The sequence below is a fragment of the Saccharothrix isguenensis genome (genome assembly GCF_052936305.1).
The window spans coordinates 3621155-3640249 of record NZ_CP193626.1 but is presented as its reverse complement, the minus strand read 5'-3'; the positions used below and the strand labels follow the sequence as shown (position 1 = coordinate 3640249).

12 protein-coding genes are annotated in these 19095 nt (G+C 73.8%); 5 read left to right on the top strand and 7 right to left on the bottom strand.

What is annotated here, in order from left to right; all coding sequences use genetic code 11:
• The first annotated feature begins 133 nt into the window (after window positions 1–133).
• On the top strand, window positions 134–676 hold the full coding sequence (locus ACRAKI_RS16740; protein WP_447008019.1) for an EF-hand domain-containing protein: 543 nt from the start codon (window positions 134–136) through the stop codon (window positions 674–676).
• Between the two features lie 287 nt (window positions 677–963).
• Here the strand turns inward: ACRAKI_RS16740 and ACRAKI_RS16735 are convergent, their stop codons facing one another.
• The gene (locus ACRAKI_RS16735) at window positions 964–1452 is read right to left on the bottom strand and encodes an SRPBCC family protein (RefSeq protein ID WP_447008018.1); all 489 of its coding nucleotides are present in this window, start codon (window positions 1450–1452) and stop codon (window positions 964–966) included.
• Window positions 1453–1735: 283 nt separating this feature from the next.
• Here ACRAKI_RS16735 and ACRAKI_RS16730 point away from each other — a divergent pair, with 283 nt between their 5' ends.
• Entirely contained in the window at window positions 1736–2710 is a 975-nt protein-coding gene (locus ACRAKI_RS16730; protein ID WP_447008017.1) for an NAD(P)/FAD-dependent oxidoreductase, read from the top strand.
• 10 nt (window positions 2711–2720) lie between these two features.
• Here ACRAKI_RS16730 and ACRAKI_RS16725 read toward each other — a convergent pair whose 3' ends face one another.
• Window positions 2721–3233 (bottom strand): SRPBCC family protein, encoded by a 513-nt coding sequence (locus ACRAKI_RS16725; RefSeq protein WP_447008436.1) that lies wholly within the window; start codon window positions 3231–3233, stop codon window positions 2721–2723.
• Between the two features lie 281 nt (window positions 3234–3514).
• Between ACRAKI_RS16725 and ACRAKI_RS16720 the strand changes: the two genes are divergently transcribed.
• The 3 genes from ACRAKI_RS16720 to ACRAKI_RS16710 all read left to right on the top strand — a co-directional run bounded on the left by ACRAKI_RS16720 (window position 3515) and on the right by ACRAKI_RS16710 (window position 6804).
• Window positions 3515–4300, top strand: coding sequence for a methyltransferase domain-containing protein (locus ACRAKI_RS16720; RefSeq protein WP_447008435.1), 786 nt, complete (start codon window positions 3515–3517; stop codon window positions 4298–4300).
• A gap of 102 nt (window positions 4301–4402) precedes the next feature.
• On the top strand, window positions 4403–4834 hold the full coding sequence (locus ACRAKI_RS16715) for an SgcJ/EcaC family oxidoreductase (RefSeq protein ID WP_447008016.1): 432 nt from the start codon (window positions 4403–4405) through the stop codon (window positions 4832–4834).
• A gap of 719 nt (window positions 4835–5553) precedes the next feature.
• A complete protein-coding gene (locus ACRAKI_RS16710; protein ID WP_447008015.1) occupies window positions 5554–6804 on the top strand; it encodes an MFS transporter in 1251 nt (416 codons plus the stop codon).
• A 3-nt stretch (window positions 6805–6807) separates the two neighbouring features.
• On the opposite strand, the gene ACRAKI_RS16705 is transcribed toward ACRAKI_RS16710, so the two are convergent.
• The 5 genes from ACRAKI_RS16705 to ACRAKI_RS16685 are packed head-to-tail and all read right to left on the bottom strand — an operon-like array spanning window position 6808 to window position 19013.
• Window positions 6808–7014 carry an MbtH family protein gene (locus ACRAKI_RS16705; RefSeq protein ID WP_447008014.1) on the bottom strand — a complete coding sequence of 69 codons (207 nt, stop codon included), beginning with the start codon at window positions 7012–7014 and terminating at the stop codon, window positions 6808–6810.
• Window positions 7015–7020: 6 nt separating this feature from the next.
• Window positions 7021–8736 (bottom strand): non-ribosomal peptide synthetase, encoded by a 1716-nt coding sequence (locus ACRAKI_RS16700; protein ID WP_447008013.1) that lies wholly within the window; start codon window positions 8734–8736, stop codon window positions 7021–7023.
• Between the two features lie 7 nt (window positions 8737–8743).
• Complete coding sequence (locus tag ACRAKI_RS16695) at window positions 8744–9877, bottom strand: cytochrome P450 (RefSeq protein ID WP_447008012.1); 1134 nt, start codon at window positions 9875–9877, stop codon at window positions 8744–8746.
• Window positions 9874–12810, bottom strand: a complete 2937-nt coding sequence (locus ACRAKI_RS16690) for an amino acid adenylation domain-containing protein (protein ID WP_447008011.1) — start codon at window positions 12808–12810, stop codon at window positions 9874–9876. Before ACRAKI_RS16690 ends, ACRAKI_RS16695 begins: the two co-directional genes overlap by 4 nt.
• Entirely contained in the window at window positions 12807–19013 is a 6207-nt protein-coding gene (locus ACRAKI_RS16685; RefSeq protein ID WP_447008010.1) for an amino acid adenylation domain-containing protein, read from the bottom strand. The genes ACRAKI_RS16690 and ACRAKI_RS16685 overlap by 4 nt, the downstream gene beginning before the upstream one ends.
• Between the last annotated feature and the right edge of the window lie 82 nt (window positions 19014–19095).

Genomic DNA, 19095 nt, shown 5'->3' with positions numbered 1-19095 from the left:
TGCTGCCCGTGGTGCCTACCGGAGCCGAACTTCTGCTATAACTTGGTGAAGTGACTTCGTGCGACAGCTGACCACCCCGCGCCGGAGCAGGACGCGTCTGTCCACTTCGGACAAGCACTCTGGAGGCGATCCGATGGTCGACGAGCTGAGGCGGCGGAAGCTGGAGAAGGTGTTCGGCTCCTTCGACGCGGACCGCGACGGCGTGATCGACGAACTCGACATCACCGCGCTGGCCCAGGTCTGGTGCGAGACCTACGACCTGCCGCCGTACTCGGAGCACTGGCGCAGCGTGCACCTCCACGCGCACAGGATGTTCCGGGCGATGCCCAGCCGGCCGAACGCCGAAGGGGTGGAGCAGGTCGCCGTCGAGGACTGGGTGACGTGGGGGGACGACCCCGGTTTCGCCGACTTCGTCGAGGCGTCCGCGATCCCGTTCAGCATCGCGGTCTTCACCGCGGCGGACAAGGACCGCGACGGCCGCATCACCGCGCCGGAGATGATGGCCGCGCAGATGCGGGGCGGCATGTCCGAGGAGGAGGCCAGGCAGGCGTTCACCCTGCTCGACACCGATCACGACGGCTACGTGACCACGGACGAGTACGTCCGGGCGGCCAGGGCCTTCTACCTCAGCGACGACCCCGCGGAGCCCGGGAACTCGATCGCGGGCGAGGTGTGAACCGGGTGCCCGCAGCCGCTCGCCCCCGCGTTCCGCTATGGAGAAATCAACCGTTCGGCGGAACGGAGAGGCAGCGGGAGCACGCATCCGATCACCGTGCGCATCGACTACCCGATTTCTGCGGTCCGACAGCCGCTGCCGATTTCGACGTCCCATTTCCCGCAATCGTGTCCGACCACCTCGCGGAGACCGAATTCCGCGGAATGAGCTGGTCACGGAGTCGCACTCCCGCTACCGGCGCTGACCGGCGTCACTATGGAAAGGCGCGGTCCCGCCGGGATTCCCGTTCACTCCGCTCCCGGAACGCCGTCGGGGTGCCGGTCCGCGACGAGGGTCAGCACGACACCGTGCTCCAGCAGCGCCTTGGCGGCGGCGATGGCCTCGGTGAACCCGCCCATCGAGCCGAGCGCCCAGGCCACGACCTCGTCGGCGTCGTCCCCGCGGAAACCGGTCTCCACCAGTTCGACCAGCGTCGTGTCCGCCGACCTGGCCGTGAACCGCATCTCGAACGTGGTGGGGGCCGGGCCGTTCTGCCACTCGGCGACGAACCGGCTGTCCTGCTCGAACTCCTTCACCCGGACCTCGGCGGAGACCCCGTACATCCCCCACGTCCACCGCAGCTCCGCGCCGGGGGCCACCGGGCCGGTGCTCTCGGTGAACCAGAACCTCGTCGTGACGGCCGGATCGGTGAAAGCGCGGAACACCTCGGCGACCGGTTTGCGGATCAGCATCGCCGTGGTGACGACCGGGGGATTGTCGAGACGGGAACTGCCCACTGGCTTCTCCTCTGGCGTCGTCCGCGATTCGCACGGAGAGGCTAGCGCACGCGAACACCGGCGAACCATCGCCGCGATCCGGTTCACCCTGATCGAGCAGGTGAGAAGCCGGTTCCGCACGCTCATCGGCACGCCCCGTGCGCCGCTCCAGCCCATCAGACGGTTGACTACGGTAAGATATGGTTTCCCGCCGGCGGCAGAGCAGGAGTGAAGTGTCCGCCGAGCGGGTCCCGCTGTTGGAGACGGTCCGCATGTCAGCTCACGAAGCCGATCGGAAGACCAAGTGACCCCTCAAGAACAGAAGACCGATTACGACGTCGTGGTCATCGGCGGTGGCGCCGCGGGGCTCGGCGGCGCGCTCATGCTGGCGCGCGCACGGCACTCGGTCCTGCTGGTGGACAGCGGGCAGCCGCGCAACGCGCCGGCCGCCCACATGCACGGCTTCCCCACCCGCGACGGCGCGTCGCCGGCGGAGTTCGTCGAGGCGGGCCGCGAGGAGTTGCGCGGGTACGGCGTGAAGATGGTCGACGCGGTGGCCCGGTCGGCCACGGCGACCGACGACGGCGTCCTGGTCGAGCTCGACGGCGGACGCGCGGTGCGCGGGCGCAGGTTGTTGGCGGCCACGGGGCTGCACGACGAGCTGCCCGAGCTGCCCGGCCTCGCCGAGCGCTGGGGCAAGGACGTGCTGCACTGCCCCTACTGCCACGGCTGGGAGGTCCGCGACCAGCGGATCGCGGTGCTGTCCACCGGCCCCTTCGCGGTGCACCAGGCGATGTTGTTCAGCCAGTGGACCTCGGACCTGCGGTTGCTGCTGCACACCGGTCCCGAGCCCACCGGGACCGAGGCCGAGGAGCTGGCCGCGCGCGGCGTCGAGATCACACCGGGCGAGGTGGAGCGCCTGGAGGTCGCCGACGACCGGCTCACCGGCGTCCGCCTCCGCTCCGGGGAGACCATCGCCGTGCAGGCAGTCGTGGCCGGCCCCCGGTTCGCCGCGCGGGCGGACGTGCTGCGCACCCTCGGGCTGGTGCCCACCCCGTGGCCGGGGGACGTCGGCGACTACATCGCCGCGGAGGCCGACGGGCGCACCGCGGTCCCGAACGTGTGGGTCGCCGGCAACCTCACCAACCCGGCCGCGCTGCTCCTCGGCGCGGCGGCGGCGGGCGCCCAGGCCGCCGTGGCGATCATCGACGACCTGCTCGCCGAGGACACCCGCCGCGCCGTCGAGGCCAGGCGGGCGGGAGCGGCGCCCTCGCGGTAGCGCCGGGGCGTCAGGGGGCGGCGGGGGTGACCCGGCCGGTTTCCAGCAGGGACTTCATGCCGGCCATCAGGCCGGGCCACCCCCCGCTGCCGTCGAGCTGCCCGCTGATGGCCTGGTACATCAGGCTGCCCGGCTCGAAGTCGTCATGGGTGATGGTGAGCCGGACCGCCCGCCCGTCGTCCTCCGGCACGATGTCGAAGGCGACCTTGGACGGCCGCTCCCGCGCGCGCCGGGCCAGCTCCTGGTCGGACCAGCCGAAGAGCGAGGCGTGCGACCGCTGGAAGCGGTGCCAGGTGTAGGCGAGCCTGCGGTGGGGCTCGGACTCCAGCACCACCTGGCCGATGTCCTCGGGCGCGCTGCCCGGGTCGTACTGCCACAGCACCGGCGAGCCCACGCGCCAGTCCGATGCGAGGGCCATGCCGAACCAGTAGAGGCGGGTCGACTCCGGCTCGGTCAGCCCCCGCCAGACCTCCTCCGGCGTGGCCTCGATGCGGATCGTGCAGACGAACTCGGGGCCGTCCATGAGCGTCACGCTCCCGTCCTCCGGTCCACCCAAGCATGTCACCGGGTCGATTGCTATTAGTTCTTATAGCAATGTAACGCCACCACGAGCGCCTGTCCACGTCGACGGACCGGAGCCCGCATCGACCGGGGTCAGGGCGCGTCGTCGCGTTCGAGGAAGGAGCGGGGGTTCCTGCCGTGGTCGATTCCACCTGCACGAGTGACATTCCGGCCAGACGCAGGGCGGGTCTCGGAGTGGCTGTTAATTTCGCGGATGATCACTCCCAGGACCGAACGGTGGACATGACCGCGATCGACGAGGGCTACGTCTTCGACAACCACAGCCTGCACGCCACCGAGCAGCACCGGTGCCTGGCCGACGCCTACGACCCGACCACGCTCGCCCACCTGGAGCGCACCGGCGTCGGACCGGGATGGCGATGCCTGGAGGTCGGCGCCGGCGGCGGCAGCGTCGCGCACTGGCTCGCCGACCGCGGCGCGTCGGTCCTGGCCACCGACGTCAAGCCCGAGCACGTCCCACCCGCCGCCGGCATGACCGTGCTGCGGCACGACGTCGTCCACGACCCGCTGCCCGAAGCCGAGTTCGACCTCGTGCACGCCCGGCTCGTGCTGCTGCACCTGCCCGAGCGCGAGGACGTGCTGCGCAAGCTCGTCCGCTCCCTCAAGCCCGGGGGCGTGCTGCAACTGGACGAGTTCGACCTCGACTACGGACCGGTGCTCCTGGCCGCCCAGCCCGAACACGCCACGGCCTACGAGAGGTTCCTGGCCGCCAAGGAGCGCATGTTCGACGCGGCCGGCGCGGACCGCCGCTGGGGCCGCCGCGTCGCCGCGTCGATGGCCGCCGCCGGCCTGGTGGACGTGGACCCGGTGCCCGTGGTGCGGCAGTGGAACGCGGACTCCCCCGGTCTGCGCCTGCTGGTCCACCACACCCACCACCTGCGCGACAAGCTGCTCGCCGCGGGCTTGACCGACACCGGCCTGGAGACGGCTCGCGCCGCGATGACGCACCCCGCGTTCCGCGCCACGTCGTGCGTCTTCTACACCGTCCAGGGCAGGCGCCCCGCCTGACCGGCACCTGGCACAGCGGACCCGGTCATCCGACGGATGCCGGTGTCGTTCACGTCGACCTACCTTGAGGCCTCCGAAGCCGGACGCACCAGAGGAATCGACATGACACGCAGGCCTGCCGCGTTCACCACACCGCTCGGTGACGAGGACGTCGCCGCTCTGGCGGGGCTCCTCGCCGACCTGGAGAACGGCTTCAACCAGAAGGCCGCGGCCGTCCTCGACCGGCCGTTCACCGCGGATGCCGTCGTCGTGGTCCCCGACGGCTCCGTGATCCGCGGCTGGGACGACCTGTTCGCCTACCACACGGCCCGGCTCGCCAACGCCGTCGCGGCGTGGACGACGCGCGTGGTGATGCTGAGCGCCTCGTCACCCGGCCCGGGCACGGCCCTGGTGCACTTCCGGCAGGAGACCACCACGCCGGGTGGCGACTTCGCCAACCACGGGACGGTGTTCGCGGTGCGGCGTGAAGGCTCCTGGTGGATCAGCGCACTGCACAACACCAACGTGGACGACGGTCTGTCACGCGACTCCTGACGGACTGACGACCGAGTCTTCCCGGCCATCTCCAGCCGCTGGCCAGAGCCCGAGGCCGACTACCGCCGCTGGTACCGCGACCACGGCGGCAACGACTTCGAGCTCGGCGCGACACGACTCGTCCAGGTCGCTCCCGACCTCCGGGTCGCCACCTTGAGCAGCCAACAGGGCATCGGCACCAGCCGCAGCACCGGCCCGCCCATCCGCTACGACGCCGTCCGACTCTCCCTCCACCACCTCGCCAGGCACGCCCGCGCACTCCGGGCGAGCACCCACATGCCCGCATCGGCTGCGGCTTGGCCGGCGGTCGGTGGGACCGCGTCGAACCACTCATCACCGGCGAACTCGTCGGCCACGACGTCCCTGTCACCGTCTACGACATGCCAGAACGCCGACTCAGCCCACCGCTCGGAGATGAAGTCCGCCGCGGTCGGACAGGGCGGAAGGCACCGGCCTGACGAGGAGTTCCGGTGCGGTCACGGCCGCGCCGGGTCCGTCTTCGGATGGACGCGGGCACTGTCGTGGGTGGGTGTCCGTCCGGCTCTGGAAGGCGCGGCGGTGGTCCGCCGGGAACTCGTTGGCACGAAAGGGTGTCGAGATCGGGGCGCACCACGGGCAGCGGCAGAACCGCTCGTCGTGGTCCCACGCTCGCAGTGGATGTATCGGCGCGGGGCGAGGTCCTATGGTGGGAGGACGCCTTGGCGCGATGGGGGGATTCCGTGCTCACGGGGTTGTGGCGGGTCGCCGATTTCCGGCGGCTCTGGTTAGGGCAGACCTTGTCCATGTTCGGCACGCACGCGGTCGCCGTCGCGGTGCCGTTGATGGCCGCGGTCTCGCTCGGGGCGTCGGTCTTCGAGATGGGGCTGATCACCGCGGCGGAGTTCGCGCCGTACCTGTTGGTCAGCCTGTTCGTCGGCGTGTGGCTGGATCGGCGGCCCAAGAAACCGCTGATCGTGCTCGCCGACGTGATCCGGGCCGCGGCGCTGCTGGTGATACCGGTGTCGTGGTGGATGGGCACCATGTCGGTGCCGTTGTTGGTGGGCCTGGTCTTCGTCGTCGGGATGTGCGGTGTCGTCGCGGACATCGGGTGCGCCGCGATCCTGCCGGGGCTGGTAGCCCGCGCCCGCCTGGTGGAGGGGAACGCGAAGCTGGAGGTCAGCGCCTCGATGTCCAACATCGGGGGACGGACGGCGGGCGGGTTCCTCGTGCAGTTCATCACCGCGCCGATCACCGTGCTGCTCACCGTGGTCACGTACCTGTGGGCGGCGGTGGCCACCGCGATGATCCGCAAGCGCGAGGACGTGCCCGAGGCCGTCGACCCGGACGAGTCGGTGTGGCGCAGCATCGGGATCGGGTTGCGGTTCATCTTCGGCAACGCCACGATCCGCGTGCTGGTCGTCTGGACGTTCCTGGTGAACTTCTTCGCGCTCGCCGTCGACCCGGTGTTCCTGATCTTCGTCACGCGCGAGCTCGACCTCCAGCCCGCCCTGATCGGCGTGATCCTGTCGGCGTCCGGTGTCGGCGCGCTGCTGGGGGCGTTGGTCGCGGACCGGGTGAGCCGGCTGCTGCCGTTCGGGTGGCTCGTCGTGGTGTCGTCGGCGGGGATCGCACTGGCCGCCGGCATCACACCCTTGGCCACCCTGGTGCCCAAGCCCGCGGCCGTGGCGCTGCTCGTGCTCGCGCAGATGACGCACGCGGTCACGGTCATCGTGGCCAGTGTCAGCGTGCGCAGCTTCCGCTCCGCGGTGACGCCGGACCACCTCCAGGGCCGGATGAACGCATCGGCGCGGATGCTCGTGATGGCCGGGTCGCCGTTCGGTGCGGTGTTCGGCGGCGCGCTGGGCATGTGGCTCGGCACGCTCGGGGCGCTGCTCGCCGGCACGGCAGGGCTGGTCCTGGCGACGCTGCTGCTGGCGTTCTCCCCGGTGCGGCGGGTGGCCGGCATCCCCGAGCAGGTGCCGGCCACCTGACGGTCAGCTCATGGCGCGGCGCAGGCTCGCCGGACGCATGTCGGTCCAGACCGACGCGATGTGCTCCAGGCACGCGTCACGCGGGCCGCTGAAGCCCGTCGCCGTCCAGCCGAGCGGCACGTCCCGGCCTTCGGGCCAGATCGAGTACTGCTCCTCGTCGTTCACCACGACCTGGTAAGGACGCGGATCATCGGCTTCGAACAAGGTCATCCTCCCTCAGACTCGTTGCGCGGCACGAACCCGTTCGGCGAACAGCCGCACCGTGGGCAGGTCGAACAGCCAGTCCGGCGGCACGCTCACCCCCAACGCCGCCCCGACCCGGAACGCCACCTGGGTGACCAGCAGCGAGTGGCCGCCGAGCCGGAAGAAGTTGTCGTGCGCGCCGATCTCGGGCGCTTCCAGCACGTCGCGCCAGATCCCCGCGACCAGCCGCTCCACGTCGTCGGCGGGCGGCTCGTGGCCTTCGACGGGGACGTCGGGTTCGGGTAGGCGGGCCCGGTCGACCTTGCCGGTGGACGTGGTCGGGAAGTCGGGCAGCACGGTGATCACCGGGGGCACGAGGTGCGCGGGCAGGACGGCCGCGAGGCGCGCCCGCAACGCCGCCGGGTCCGGATCACCCGCCCCGGCGGGCACGACGTAGGCGGCGATCACGGCCTCCGCGCCTTCACCCCGCCGCACGACGACCGCGCCGCCCACGTCCGGGCACCCGCGCAACGCGGCTTCCACCTCGCCCGGCTCGATCCGGTGGCCACGCAGGTTGATCTGGAAGTCCGCGCGCCCCAGCAGTTCCAGCACTCCCCCCGGACGCCACCGCGCCAGGTCGCCCGTCCGGTACATGCGCGCGCCGGGCCGGTCGTCGAACGGGTCCGGCACGAACGCCGCCGCGGTGAGGTCGGGACGGCCCAGGTAGCCGCGGGCGGGCGCCGTGCCACCGATGTGGATCTCGCCGACCACGTTCACCGGCACCGGGTTGAGCGCGCCGTCCACCACGTAGACCGATGCCCGCGACACCGGCCCGCCGAGGTGGGGCCGGTCGGGCCACTCGGACGCGGGCGGCCTCAGCCGGGGCGCGGTGACGACGTTGACCTCGGTCGCGCCGTAGTGGTCGTCGAGCACCACGTCGGGCAGGGCGTCGCACATGCGCCGCACCGGCTCGGTGATGGTGAGCTTGTCGCCCGTGGTGATGATCTCCCGCAACGTCGCCACGCGCTCGGGGTGGGCGAGGGCGTGGCGGGCGAGTTCGTGCAGCGTCAGCACGGGCAGCAGCACGCGCGACACCCGTTCGGCGGCGATGAGCCTGGCCAGGGCGTCCACGTCGACGCGTTCGCTCTCGGTCGCCACCACCACGCACCCGCCGGAGGACCACGTGAGGAGCAGTTCCAGCATCGCCACGTCCGTGGTCAGCGGGTAGTACTGCAGCGCACGCGCCCGCTCGGCGTACCGGTCCGCGCACCACGCCAGCAGGTCCAGTTGCGGCCCGTGGTGCATGGCGATCGCCTTGGGCCGTCCGGTGGAGCCGGAGGTGTGCATGACGTACAGCAGCGTGTCCCGGTGCGTCACCACCGGCGTGGTGAGCGGTTCGCCCGGCGTCGAGTCCAGCACGGGCACGGGCCAGTCCCGCTCCTGGTCGGTGATCAGCAGCGCCGTGCCGGCGTCGGACAGCATGGCCGCGGTCCGCTCGGGTGGGTCGTCCGGGTCGACGGGCAGGCACGCGGCCCCGGCGCGCAGCACGCCGAGCGCCGCCACGGCCAGGTCCGCACCTCGCCGCAGGCAGATCCCGACCACCGCTTCGGGGCCGAGGCCCCGCTCGGCGAGGGCACGCGCCACGATGCCCGTTCCGCGTTCCAGTTCCCGGTAGGTCAGCGCCCGCCCGTCGGCGACCAGCGCCTGCTCGTCCGGGATTCGCCGCGCCCACGCCACAACACCGTCCACAACGGACTCACCGGTTCCCACGCCGCTCCCCCTCGTCGGTCGCCCGGAACGCCACCGGCAGCTCGGCCGGTCCGCGGAGCATCTGCCCGCGCGCCCATCGCACCGGCCGCTCCAGCCGCAACGGCCCCAGCCGCTCGAACAACACGTCCAACGCGATCCCCGCTTCCACCCGGGTGAGCCGGTCACCGAGGCAGCGGTGCGGGCCGTGACCGAACGCCAGCCCGCCGCGCGAACCGCGATCCGGGTCGAACGTGTCGGGCCGGTCGAACGCAGCGGGGTCGCGGTTCGCCGACGCGAGCGACACCACCACCGACGCGCCGGCGGGCACGGTGGTGTCGCCGATCCGCACGTCCTCACGGGCGTGCCGGAGCACCGACGACTGCACGGGCGAGTGGTAGCGCAGCACCTCGTCCAGGAACGCCGGCCACGCCGCGCGCGGGCGGTCGGCCCGGCCGGTGTCGCCGAACAATTCGGCCAGGGCGCAGCCGAAGAGCCGGCTCGTGGTCACGGTGCCCGCGACGAGCACCGTGAACACCATGCTCAGCAGTTCCTGCTCGTCGCGCAGCCCACCGTCCGCCAACGCCCGCCGCAGCTCACCCGTGAGCCCGCCGTCGGCGTGCGCCACGATCCGCCCCACGTGGTCGAGCGCCGCGGCCACGGCGTCGGGTTCGCGCGGTTCGGTGAGACTTCCGCGCACCATCACGTCGGACAACGCCACCGGGTCACCGAAGTCCAGGTCGCCCGCGCCGAGCAGTTCGTGCACGACGGCGATCGGCACCGGCACGGCGTAGTCGCGCACCAGATCGGCGTGGCCGTCGTGGGCGATCCGGTCGAGCGCGGTGTGGCAGGCCCTGGTGATCGCGGGTGCGAGCCGGTCGACGGCGACGCCCGCGAAGGCGGGTGCGAGCACGCGGCGCAACCGGGTGTGATCGGGTGCGTCGAGGTCGAGCAGGTCGCGGGACGCGTGCCGCTCGTGCTCGGCGAGGTGCGCGGAGTGCCGATCGTCGTGGCTCAGGCGCGGGTCGGCGAGGTGCGTGCGGGCGTCGGCGTAGGTGGCGACGAGCCAGGTGCCCCGGGCCAGCGGGCTCACCGGCAGGTGCTCGCGCAGCCACGCCAGGTTCGGGTACGGGTCCACGCTCACCGTCGCGCCCCGCTCCACCGCGCCAGGTCGCGGCGCTCGGCCGCGGACAGCAGGTCCACCGCCCCGATGGAGACGTCGGGATCGGAGGCGACCGCGCGCAGCAACCGCACCAGGCGCGCGCCGAGGGCTTCGGCGGTCTCCCGGTCGAACAGGTCGGCGGCGTACTCGACCCGGCCGTCGACGCCGTCGTCCGCGACGAAGTGGAACGTCAGGTCGAACATCGCCGCCTCCGGCCGCCACGGCACCCGCGTCACGCGAAGGCCGGGCAGCTCGGGCACCGGGTCGGGGCCGTGTTCCAGCACGAGCATCGTCTGGAACAACGGGTTGCGGGCGGCGTGCCGCACCGGGGCGAGGGCTTCGACGAGCCGTTCGAACGACGTGTGGCTGTGCTCGTAGGCGGCGATGTCCGCCACTCGGACCCGGTCCAGCAGCGCGGCGAACGTCGGGTCGCCGGACGTGTCGGCGCGCAGCACGAGCGTGTTGGCGAAGAACCCGACGACGTCGTCCTGCGCGGGGTCGGTGCGGCCGGCGACGGGTGTGCCGAGCGGGATGTCGGTGCCTGCGCCGAGACGGGTGAACAGTGCCGCGACGGCGGCGTGCAGGACCATGAACAACGTCGCGCCGCGACGGGCCGCCGACTCGGTCAGGGCGTGGTGCGTCTCGGCGTCCACCGTGAAGCCGACCGCACCGCCGCGATGGGTGGGCACGGCGGGGCGTGGCCGGTCGGTGGGCAGCGGCAGTTCGTCGGGCAGGTCCGCGAGCGCGGCCCGCCAGAAGTCCGTGTCCGGCGGCGGTTCCCGGTGGTGGACCGGCGGCAGGCCGGTCCACTTCGGAGCCTGGCCCGCGATGCGGGCGGCGTAGGCGGTGGACAGGTCCCGCACCAGGGGTGCGGTGGACGGGCCGTCCGTGGCGATGTGGTGGATCAGCAGCGCCAGCACGTGCTCGGTCCCGTCGCGGAGCAGCGCGGCGCGCAGGGGCCGGTCGGTGGTCAGGTCGAACGGCGTCGAGGCGAAGGCGGCCAGGTCGTCGGCGTCCTCCAACGGCACGTCCGGGTCGAGCAGGCGGGGCACGGGGAGGCCGCCGACGGCGGGGAACGCGGTGCGCAGCGCGGGCTGGCGGGCCGACACGTCGACGAGCGCGGCACGCAGGGCGGGCACGTCGAGCGGTCCGGTCAGCCGCCAGGCGTGCACCTCGTGGTACGGGAGGTCGGTGGCGGACCTGCGGTTGGCCAGCCACAGGCGGTGCTGGCCGGGCGTGAACGTCGGCTCGGGCCCCGTGGACCGCGCTGGACGGGCTCCGGCCACGTGACCGGCGAGCGCGGCGGGCGTGCGGTGGCGGAAGACCGCGCCCACGCTCACGTTCACGCCGTACTCCGCGCTCAGCGCCATCGCCAGCCGCACGGCGGACAGCGAGTGGCCGCCGAGGTGGACGAAGTCGTCGTCCTCCCCCACGTCCGGCAGACCGAGGGCGTCGGCGAACAGGCGGCGGACCGTGCGGTCGGACGTGCCCGCAACGGTGTCGGTGGTCTCGGCGGGGGCCGGGGCGGTGGTGGCGGCTGCGGTCAGCCCGGCGCGGTCGACCTTGCCGTTGACGGTGACCGGCAGGCGGTCGAGCCGGATCACCCGGGACGGCACGAGGTACTCGGGCAGGCGTTCGACCAGGTGCCGCCGCACCCGCTCCCCGTCGACCCCGGTCACGAAGCCGACGAGCCGCTTGCCGTCGCCGTCGGGCACCACGACCACGGCCGCCGCCGACACCCCGGGGCACGCGCTCAGCGCCGCCACCACCTCGGCCGGCTCGACCCGGTTGCCGCGGATCTTCACCTGGTCGTCGGACCGGCCCAGGAACTCCAGTTCGCCGGTCGGCGTGCGGCGAGCCAGGTCACCCGTGCGGTACATGCGGGTTCCGGGCGGGCCGAACGGGTCCGCCACGAACCGCTCGGCGGTCGCTCCGGGCCGCCCCAGGTAGCCGCGAGTCACCTGCGCGCCGCCCAGGTGCACCTCGCCGACCGCCCCGTCCGCTACCGGGTCCAGCCGCTCGTCCAGCAGGTGCAGCGCCATGCCGGGCAGCGGCCGGCCGATCGTCGTGGAGCCGGGTTCGGCCGCCGTCGCCCACACCGTCGTCTCGGTCGGGCCGTACAGGTTCACGGCTCCGCGCAGTTCGGCGGCCAGCGCGGGCGGCAGCGGTTCTGCGCCGACCAGGAGGCGCGGCGGGGCGAACGCGCCGGGCGCGCAGTCGAGCAGCAGCCGCCACACCGAGGGCGTGGCCTGGGCGACCGTGACGCCCGTGCGCGCCACCAGGTCGGCCAGCGCCCCCGGGTCGCGCGCCGCGCCGTTCGGGGCGAGCACGATCGTCGCCCCGGAGACCAGGGACAGGTGGATCTCCACGACGGAGGCGTCGAACGCGACGGACGTGGCGGCCAGCACCCGGTCGTCGGCGGTGACCGGCACGACCTCGGCGAACCGGGCGAGGAAGGCTGCCAGCGCCCGGTGCGGCACGACGATGCCCTTCGGCTCACCGGTGGACCCCGACGTCGTGATCACGTACGCCGCCTGCTCGGGGTGCGTGACGCGGCCGACCGGGTTCGCGTCCGGTCCGTCCGACTGGTCGACGCTCGTGATCACGAGGCGCGGAGCCGCGGCGGCGAGCAGCGACTCGACCCGAGCGGGCGGGTGGCCGTCGTCGACCGGCAGGTAGGCCGCACCGGCTTTCAGCACGCCCAGCAGCGCCACGACCACGTCGACCGTGCGCGGCAGCACGAGCGCGACCAGGTCCTCCGGCCCGATCCCGGCGGCGACGAGCGCGTGCGCGAGCCGGTTGGCCCGCGCGTTCAGCTCGCCGTAGCGGCATTCGCCGAGCGCGTCCACGACGGCCACGGCGTCCGGTGTCGCGGCGGCCCGCGCCTCGAACCGCTCGACGAACAGCCCGGTCACGTGCGCGCTCCGGAGCGGCGGCGGACGACCGGCTCGTCCGGCACGTCACCGCCGACCACGCCCCCGTCCACGGCGGCGGCCAGGGCGGCCACGGTGCGGTGGGTGAAGAGGTCGCGCACGGACAGCGCCGTGGCCAGGGCCGCGCGCACGTCGGCCACGATCAACGTCGCCAGCAGCGAGTGCCCGCCGAGGGCGAAGAAGTCGTCGTGCACGCCGACGCGCGGCACGCGCAGGGCGCGTGCCCAGATGTCGGCCAGGGCCTGCTCCGTGGGCGTGCGCGGTGGCGCGGAGTCGCGGTCGGGGTGCGGGGCGGGCGCATCGGGCAGTGACCGCCGGTCCACCTTTCCGTTGGACAGCAACGGCAAGGCGGCCACGGACACGTAGTCGACGGGCACCATGTGGTCGGGCAGCCGGGCTGCGAGGTGGTCGCGCAGCCGTTGGGTGGACAGCAGCCCGTGTTCCGGGCGCACGTAGGCGACCAGGCGGGCGTCGCGCGGGCCGTCACCCAGCACGACGACCACGGCCTCCCGCACGTCCGGGTGGCCCAGCAGCGCCGTCTCCACCTCGCCCAGCTCGATCCGGTAGCCGCGCAGCTTGACCTGGGTGTCGGCGCGGCGCAGGAACTCGATCGCCCCGTCGGCGCGGCGTCGGGCGATGTCGCCGGTCCGGTAGAGCCGGGCGCCGGGGCGGAACGGGTCCGGCACGAACCGCTCCGCGGTGAGGTCGGGCCGGTGCAGGTAGCCGCGGGCGAGCGTGGCGCCGCCGATGTGCAGCTCACCGGCCACGCCGACCGGCACGGGCGTGCCGTGGCGGTCGAGGACGTGCACCCGCGTGCGGTGGATGGGGTAGCCGATGGGCGGCAACGCGGGCTCCAGCGCCAGGTCGCCGGTCAACCGGTACTCGGTGGCGCGGCTGACCTCGCTCGGCCCGTAGTGGTTGAGCACCCGGCAGTCCGCGGGCAAGGTCGCGAGCCACCCCCGCAGCTCTGTCGTCAGCTGGATCTGTTCACCACCCACGACCAGCGTCCGCAGTCGCAGCTCCGGCCGACGCCCGGTGCGGCCCAGCCAGTCCACGACGTTGAGCAGGCCGGTCGGCGAGATCTCCCAGCGCTCCACGCGGTGTCGTTCCAGCAGGTCCACGACGGCTTCGGCGTCCCGCCGGTCCCGGTCCGCGCCGAGCGCGACGACCCGTCCTCCGCACTGCCACGCGGCGAACAGCTCGACGAACGACATGTCCCAGCCCAGGGAGCTGTACTGGAGCACCGCGCCGCCCGGCCGCACCGGGTTGACGTCGGCGTCCCACGCCATGAGGCTCGCCAGCGCGCGGTGGCTCATCGCGACGCCCTTGGGCCGGCCGGTGGACCCGGACGTGTACAGCACGTACGCCAGGTCGTCGGCGCGCGCCACGGGCTCCGGGTCGTGCTCCGGGCCCGGTTCGGCGAGGAGTTCGGTCACCTCGTGCACCGGGTGCCGCCGCGACAGCTCCGCGACGACGTCGGCGGGCGCGCCGTGCGCGAGGACGAGCACGGGTCGGGCGTCGGCCACCGCGTCGGCCAGTCGGGTCGTCGGGTGGCCCGGGTCCAGCGGCACGTACGCGCCGCCCGCCTTGAGCACGGCGAGCAGCGCCACGTAGGTGGGGACGCCCCGCTCGCAGCACAGCCCGACCAGGGTGTCGCGGCCGACGCCACGGGCCCGCAGGTGGTGCGCGAGGCGGTTGGCGCGGCTCGCCAGTTCGCGGTAGGTGAGCGCGTCGCGGCCGTGGACGAGGGCGATGGCGTCGGGTGTGCGGCCGGCTTGGCGTTCGAACAGCTCGTGCACGCCGGTGACGTCCGGATCCGGGCGTTCGGCGCCCACCTGGGCTAGTGCGAGCGTTCGGCGCTCTTCGGCGGTGAGCAGCGGAAGCCGGTCCACGGGTGTGTCGGGCGCGGTCACGGCCGCGTCCAGCACGGTCCGCAGGTGCCCCAGGAAGCGGCGTGCGGTGTCGGCGGTGAACAGGTCCCGGTCGTGCTCCAGCTCCAGCCGCACCTCGTGCCCGGTGTCCACGGCCGACAGCCCGAGGTCGAACTTGGCGGTGCCCGTGTCCCACCGCACGTCACGCACGGGCATCCCCGCCAGGTCCGCCGGCTCGTCGGTGCGCAGTTCGAACATCACCTGGACCAACGGCGGGTGGCTCAGGGACCGGTGCGGTCGCAGGCGTTCCACGAGGGTCGCGAACGGCACGCCCCGGTGCGCGACGGCGTCCAGGACCGTTCCCCGGACCTGCCGCAGCAGGGCGCGGAAGCCCGGCGCGCCGGCCAGGTCCGCCCGGATCACGACCGTGTCGGAGAGGAACCCGACCAGCGGCTCCAGCTCGGGCCGGTCCCGACCGCCGAGCACGGTGCCGATCAGCAGGTCCTCGCCGGCCGCGTGCCGGGCGAGCACCACCGCCCACGCGGCCAGCAGCACCATGAACGGGGTCGCGCCCTCCGACGCGCCCAGGTCCCGCAACGCCGCTCTGGTCGTCGGCGGCAGCACGTCGTCCACCACGGCCCCGACCCCGCGCCGCACGGCCGGTCGCGGGTGGTCGGTGGGCAGGTCCAGCACGGCGGGCGCGTCACGCAGCCGGTCCAGCCAGTGCGCCAGCCCGTCCTCGGCCCGCACCCGCTGCCACGCGGCCACCTCGGCGAGCCGCACCGGCGGCGGGGCGAGGTCCGGGGCCCCACCTCGTGATCGCGCCCGGTAGCAGGCGTCCAGGTCGCGCCACAGCACCGCGCGCGACCACTCGTCGAACACGATGTGGTGCACGGACACCGCGAGCACGGCCGTGCCCCCGGCCCGGAACAGGCAGACCCTGGCCACCGGCCCGGCGGCCAGGTCGAAGGGCTGGGTCTGGTGCTCGCGGACCGCTTCGGCGGCGTCGACCACGTCCCGCACCGCCAAGGCGGGCGCGTCGGGTGACACGTGCTGGACGGGCCGCCCGCCACGCTGCGGGAACGACGTGCGCAGGCCCTCGTGCCGCGCCACCACGTCGGCGAACGCGGCCCTCAGGGCGTCGACGTCCACCGGCCCGCTCAGCTCGACGGCGAACCCGGCGTTGTACCCGTGGTGGCCGGGGTCGAGCTGGTCGAGGAACCACATCTGCTCCTGCGCCGGGGACAGCGGGGCGTGCTGATCCGGCGTGGCCAGGGTGATCGGGGTGAGCGGGGTGAGCGGCGCGCGGTCCACCGCGGCGGCCAGGTCGGCGAGCACCGGGTGGTCGAAGACGAGGCGCAGCGGCACGTCCCCACCCAGCTCCCGGCGCAGCCCCGTGACGAGGGCCGCGGCCGACAGGGAATGACCGCCGGCGGCGAAGAAGTCCGTCGTGCGGTCGACGTGCCGGTCACCGAGGACGCGTGCCCAGTGGTCGACGAGCAGCCGCTCGGTGGCCGTGCGCGGCAGGTCGACGGCTGCCGGCGGGGCGGCTTCCGGCGGGGCGGGCAGGGCGGCGTGGTCCACCTTGCCGTTGGGGCCGACGGGCAGCGCGGGCAGCCGCACCACGGTCGTCGGGCACATCACCGGCGGCAGGGAACGTGCGCACCAGGCGTGCAGGTCGCGGTCCGGGACGGGCTCGGACAAGACGCAGTAGGCGACGAGGGCGGTGTGACCGGCCGCGTCCACGTGGGGGCGCACGGCCGCCGCCCGCACGTCCGGGTGGTTCGCCAGCACGGCTTCCACCTCGCCCGGCTCGACCCGCTGACCGCGCAGCTTGAGCTGCCGGTCCACCCGGCCCACGTACTCCAACTCGCCCGCCCGCAACCGCACCCTGTCACCCGTGCGGTAGAGGCGGGCTCCGGCTTCACGCCCGGAGGGGTCGGGCACGAACCGCTCGGCCGTCAGGTCGGGGCGGCCGACGTAGCCGCGGGCCAGGCCCGGTCCCCCCAGGTACAGCTCGCCGACCACGCCGGGCGGCACTGGCATCAGCTCCGCGTCCAGGACGTGCGCGCGCATGTTGTCCAACGGGCGGCCGATGGGCACGGTGACACCGTCATGGCGCCGGGGGTCGTAGCGCGTGGTGACGGCTTCGATCGCGGCTTCGGCCGGGCCGTAGTGGTTGACCAGCACCGCGTCGCCGAGTGCCGCGAAGCGGGCGGCCGTGCGGACGGGCAGCGCCTCTCCGCCGGAGACCAGCAGGCGCAGGCTCGTGCACCTCGACCAGTCGGGTTGCCCCAGCAGCAGGTCCAGCATGCCGGGCACCACGTCGAACGCCGTCACGCCGTGCGCGCGCACCAGCGCGACCAGTTCCGCCGGGTCCTGGTGCCGATCCGGCGCGTCCGGCAGCACCGCGCACGCGCCGGCGACCAGCGGCCACAGCAGCTGCCACACCGACGGGTCGAAGCTCACGGCGGTGCTCTGCAGCACCCGGTCGTCGGGGGTCAGCCGGTACGCCCGCTGGAACCACGCCAGGGTGTTGCCGATCGCCGCGTGGGTGATCAGCACGCCTTTCGGGGTGCCGGTGGAGCCGGAGGTGAACGTGACGTAGGCGGCGTTGTCGGGCCGCACGGCCACGTCGGGGCGGCTCGCGGACGCCGCCGGCTCCTGGTCGGCCAGCACGAGCACGCACCGCGCCTGCGCCACCACGGCCGCGAGGCGCGAGGCGGGCAGCGCCGGGTCGAGCAGCAGGAACGCCGCGCCGCACTTGAGCACGCCCAGCAGGCGGGCGGGCAGCTCCACGTCGTGGATCGCCGTGACGCCGACGACGTCCTCCGGCCGGACACCGCTGCCGCGCAGCATCGCGGCGTAGCGGTCGGCGGTGTCGTCGAGTTCCCGGTACGTGCGGCGCTCCGGACCGCGGATCACGGCCACGGCGTCGGGAGTGCGGTCGGCCTGCCGTTCCACGGTGCGGTGCACGGGTTCGACGGGGTGGCGCACGGCGGTGTCGTTGAGCTGCGCCCACCGTTCGCGGCCGGGGGCGTCGAGCACGTCCACGGAGGCCACCGGCCGGTCCGGGTCGGTCACCAATGCGCCGAGCAGCGCGAGGAACGACCCGGCCATCCGCTCGGCGAGGTCGGCGTCCACCAGGTCCGTGCGGTGCTCCAGGCGCGCGCTCAGGCGGCCGTCCCGGTCGAGCAGCGACAGCAGCAGGTCGAACGCGACGGACTCGACCGGCAGGTCCAGGAACTCGGCCGTCACGCCGGGCAGCGCGAGCGAGACCTGGTCGGCCATCACGCACATCACGCGCACCGGGTCTCGTCCCGGCGCGACCTCCGCGATCACCTGGTCGAACGGCACGTCCGTGAAGGACAACGCGCCCAGCACGGCCGTCCGGACCCGCCGCAGCACGGTCCGCAGCGATGGCGCGTCGGCCAGCGACACGCGAACCGCCGCCGTGTTGACGAACAGCCCGTAGGTGCGCGCCCGGTCCGGGTCGTCCCGGTTCGCCACCGGCACGCCCACCACCAGGTCCGTCACCCCGGTGCAGCGGTGCACCAGGACCGCGAAAGCGCACAGCCCGGCCATGAACAGGGACGTGCCCGAGTCCAGCGCGAACTCGCGCAACCGCGCGGCGAGGTGGTCGGGCACGTCGAACGCCACCACCGCGCCCGCGTCGGACGGCTCGCCACCGGGGGCGCCCGGCCACCTCGGCGGCGCGGGTGGGTCGGCGAGCAGTCGGGCCCAGTGGGCGAGCCCCGGGGCGAAGCCGCCGTTCGCCGCGCGGTGGGCTTCGAGGCGGGCGTAGTCCCCGTAGTGGCCGCCGGCGGGCAGGTTCGGGGGCTCGTAGTCGAGGCGGGCCCGGTAGCACTCGGCCAACTCGGTGAACAGCATCGCCTCGGACCAGCCGTCGGTGACGGCGTGGTGCAGCGTCAGCGCCAGCACGTGCTCGGTCGGCGCGGCGCGGTGGATCGCTGCGCGCACCAGGGGCGCGCCGACCATCGTGAACGGCCGGGCCGCGTCCCGCCCCAACGCCTCGCGGGTCGGCGCGACGTCGTGCACGGGCACGTCGAGGACGAAGTCCGCGCGGACGTGCTGCCGCAACTCGCCGTCGTCGTCGACCACGAGTTCGGTGCGCAGGGCGGGATGACGGTCCACGACGTCCCGGAGCGCCGCCCGCAGCACCTCCACCCGCAGGTCGCCGACCAGGCGCACCGCGAACGCGACGTTGTAGGCCGATCCCGGCCCGTGCAACTGGTCGAGGAACCACAGCCGCCGCTGCGCCGCTGACGCCGGCGCTCCCCCCGAAGTGCCCATCCCCGTCCTCCCCGGACCAGGTTCGCGGCACAGCGCACCACTTCGCGAACCGGGCCGGCCCCCAGAACTCGGCTCATCACCG

Coding starts and splice junctions, on each gene's coding strand:
- ACRAKI_RS16725 (WP_447008436.1), bottom strand. CDS start 3,233: ATGGACGGCCCCGAGTTCGTCTGCACGATCCGCATCGAGGCCACGCCG.
- ACRAKI_RS16740 (WP_447008019.1), top strand. CDS start 134: ATGGTCGACGAGCTGAGGCGGCGGAAGCTGGAGAAGGTGTTCGGCTCC.
- ACRAKI_RS16685 (WP_447008010.1), bottom strand. CDS start 19,013: ATGGGCACTTCGGGGGGAGCGCCGGCGTCAGCGGCGCAGCGGCGGCTG.
- ACRAKI_RS16720 (WP_447008435.1), top strand. CDS start 3,515: ATGACCGCGATCGACGAGGGCTACGTCTTCGACAACCACAGCCTGCAC.
- ACRAKI_RS16705 (WP_447008014.1), bottom strand. CDS start 7,014: ATGACCTTGTTCGAAGCCGATGATCCGCGTCCTTACCAGGTCGTGGTG.
- ACRAKI_RS16715 (WP_447008016.1), top strand. CDS start 4,403: ATGACACGCAGGCCTGCCGCGTTCACCACACCGCTCGGTGACGAGGAC.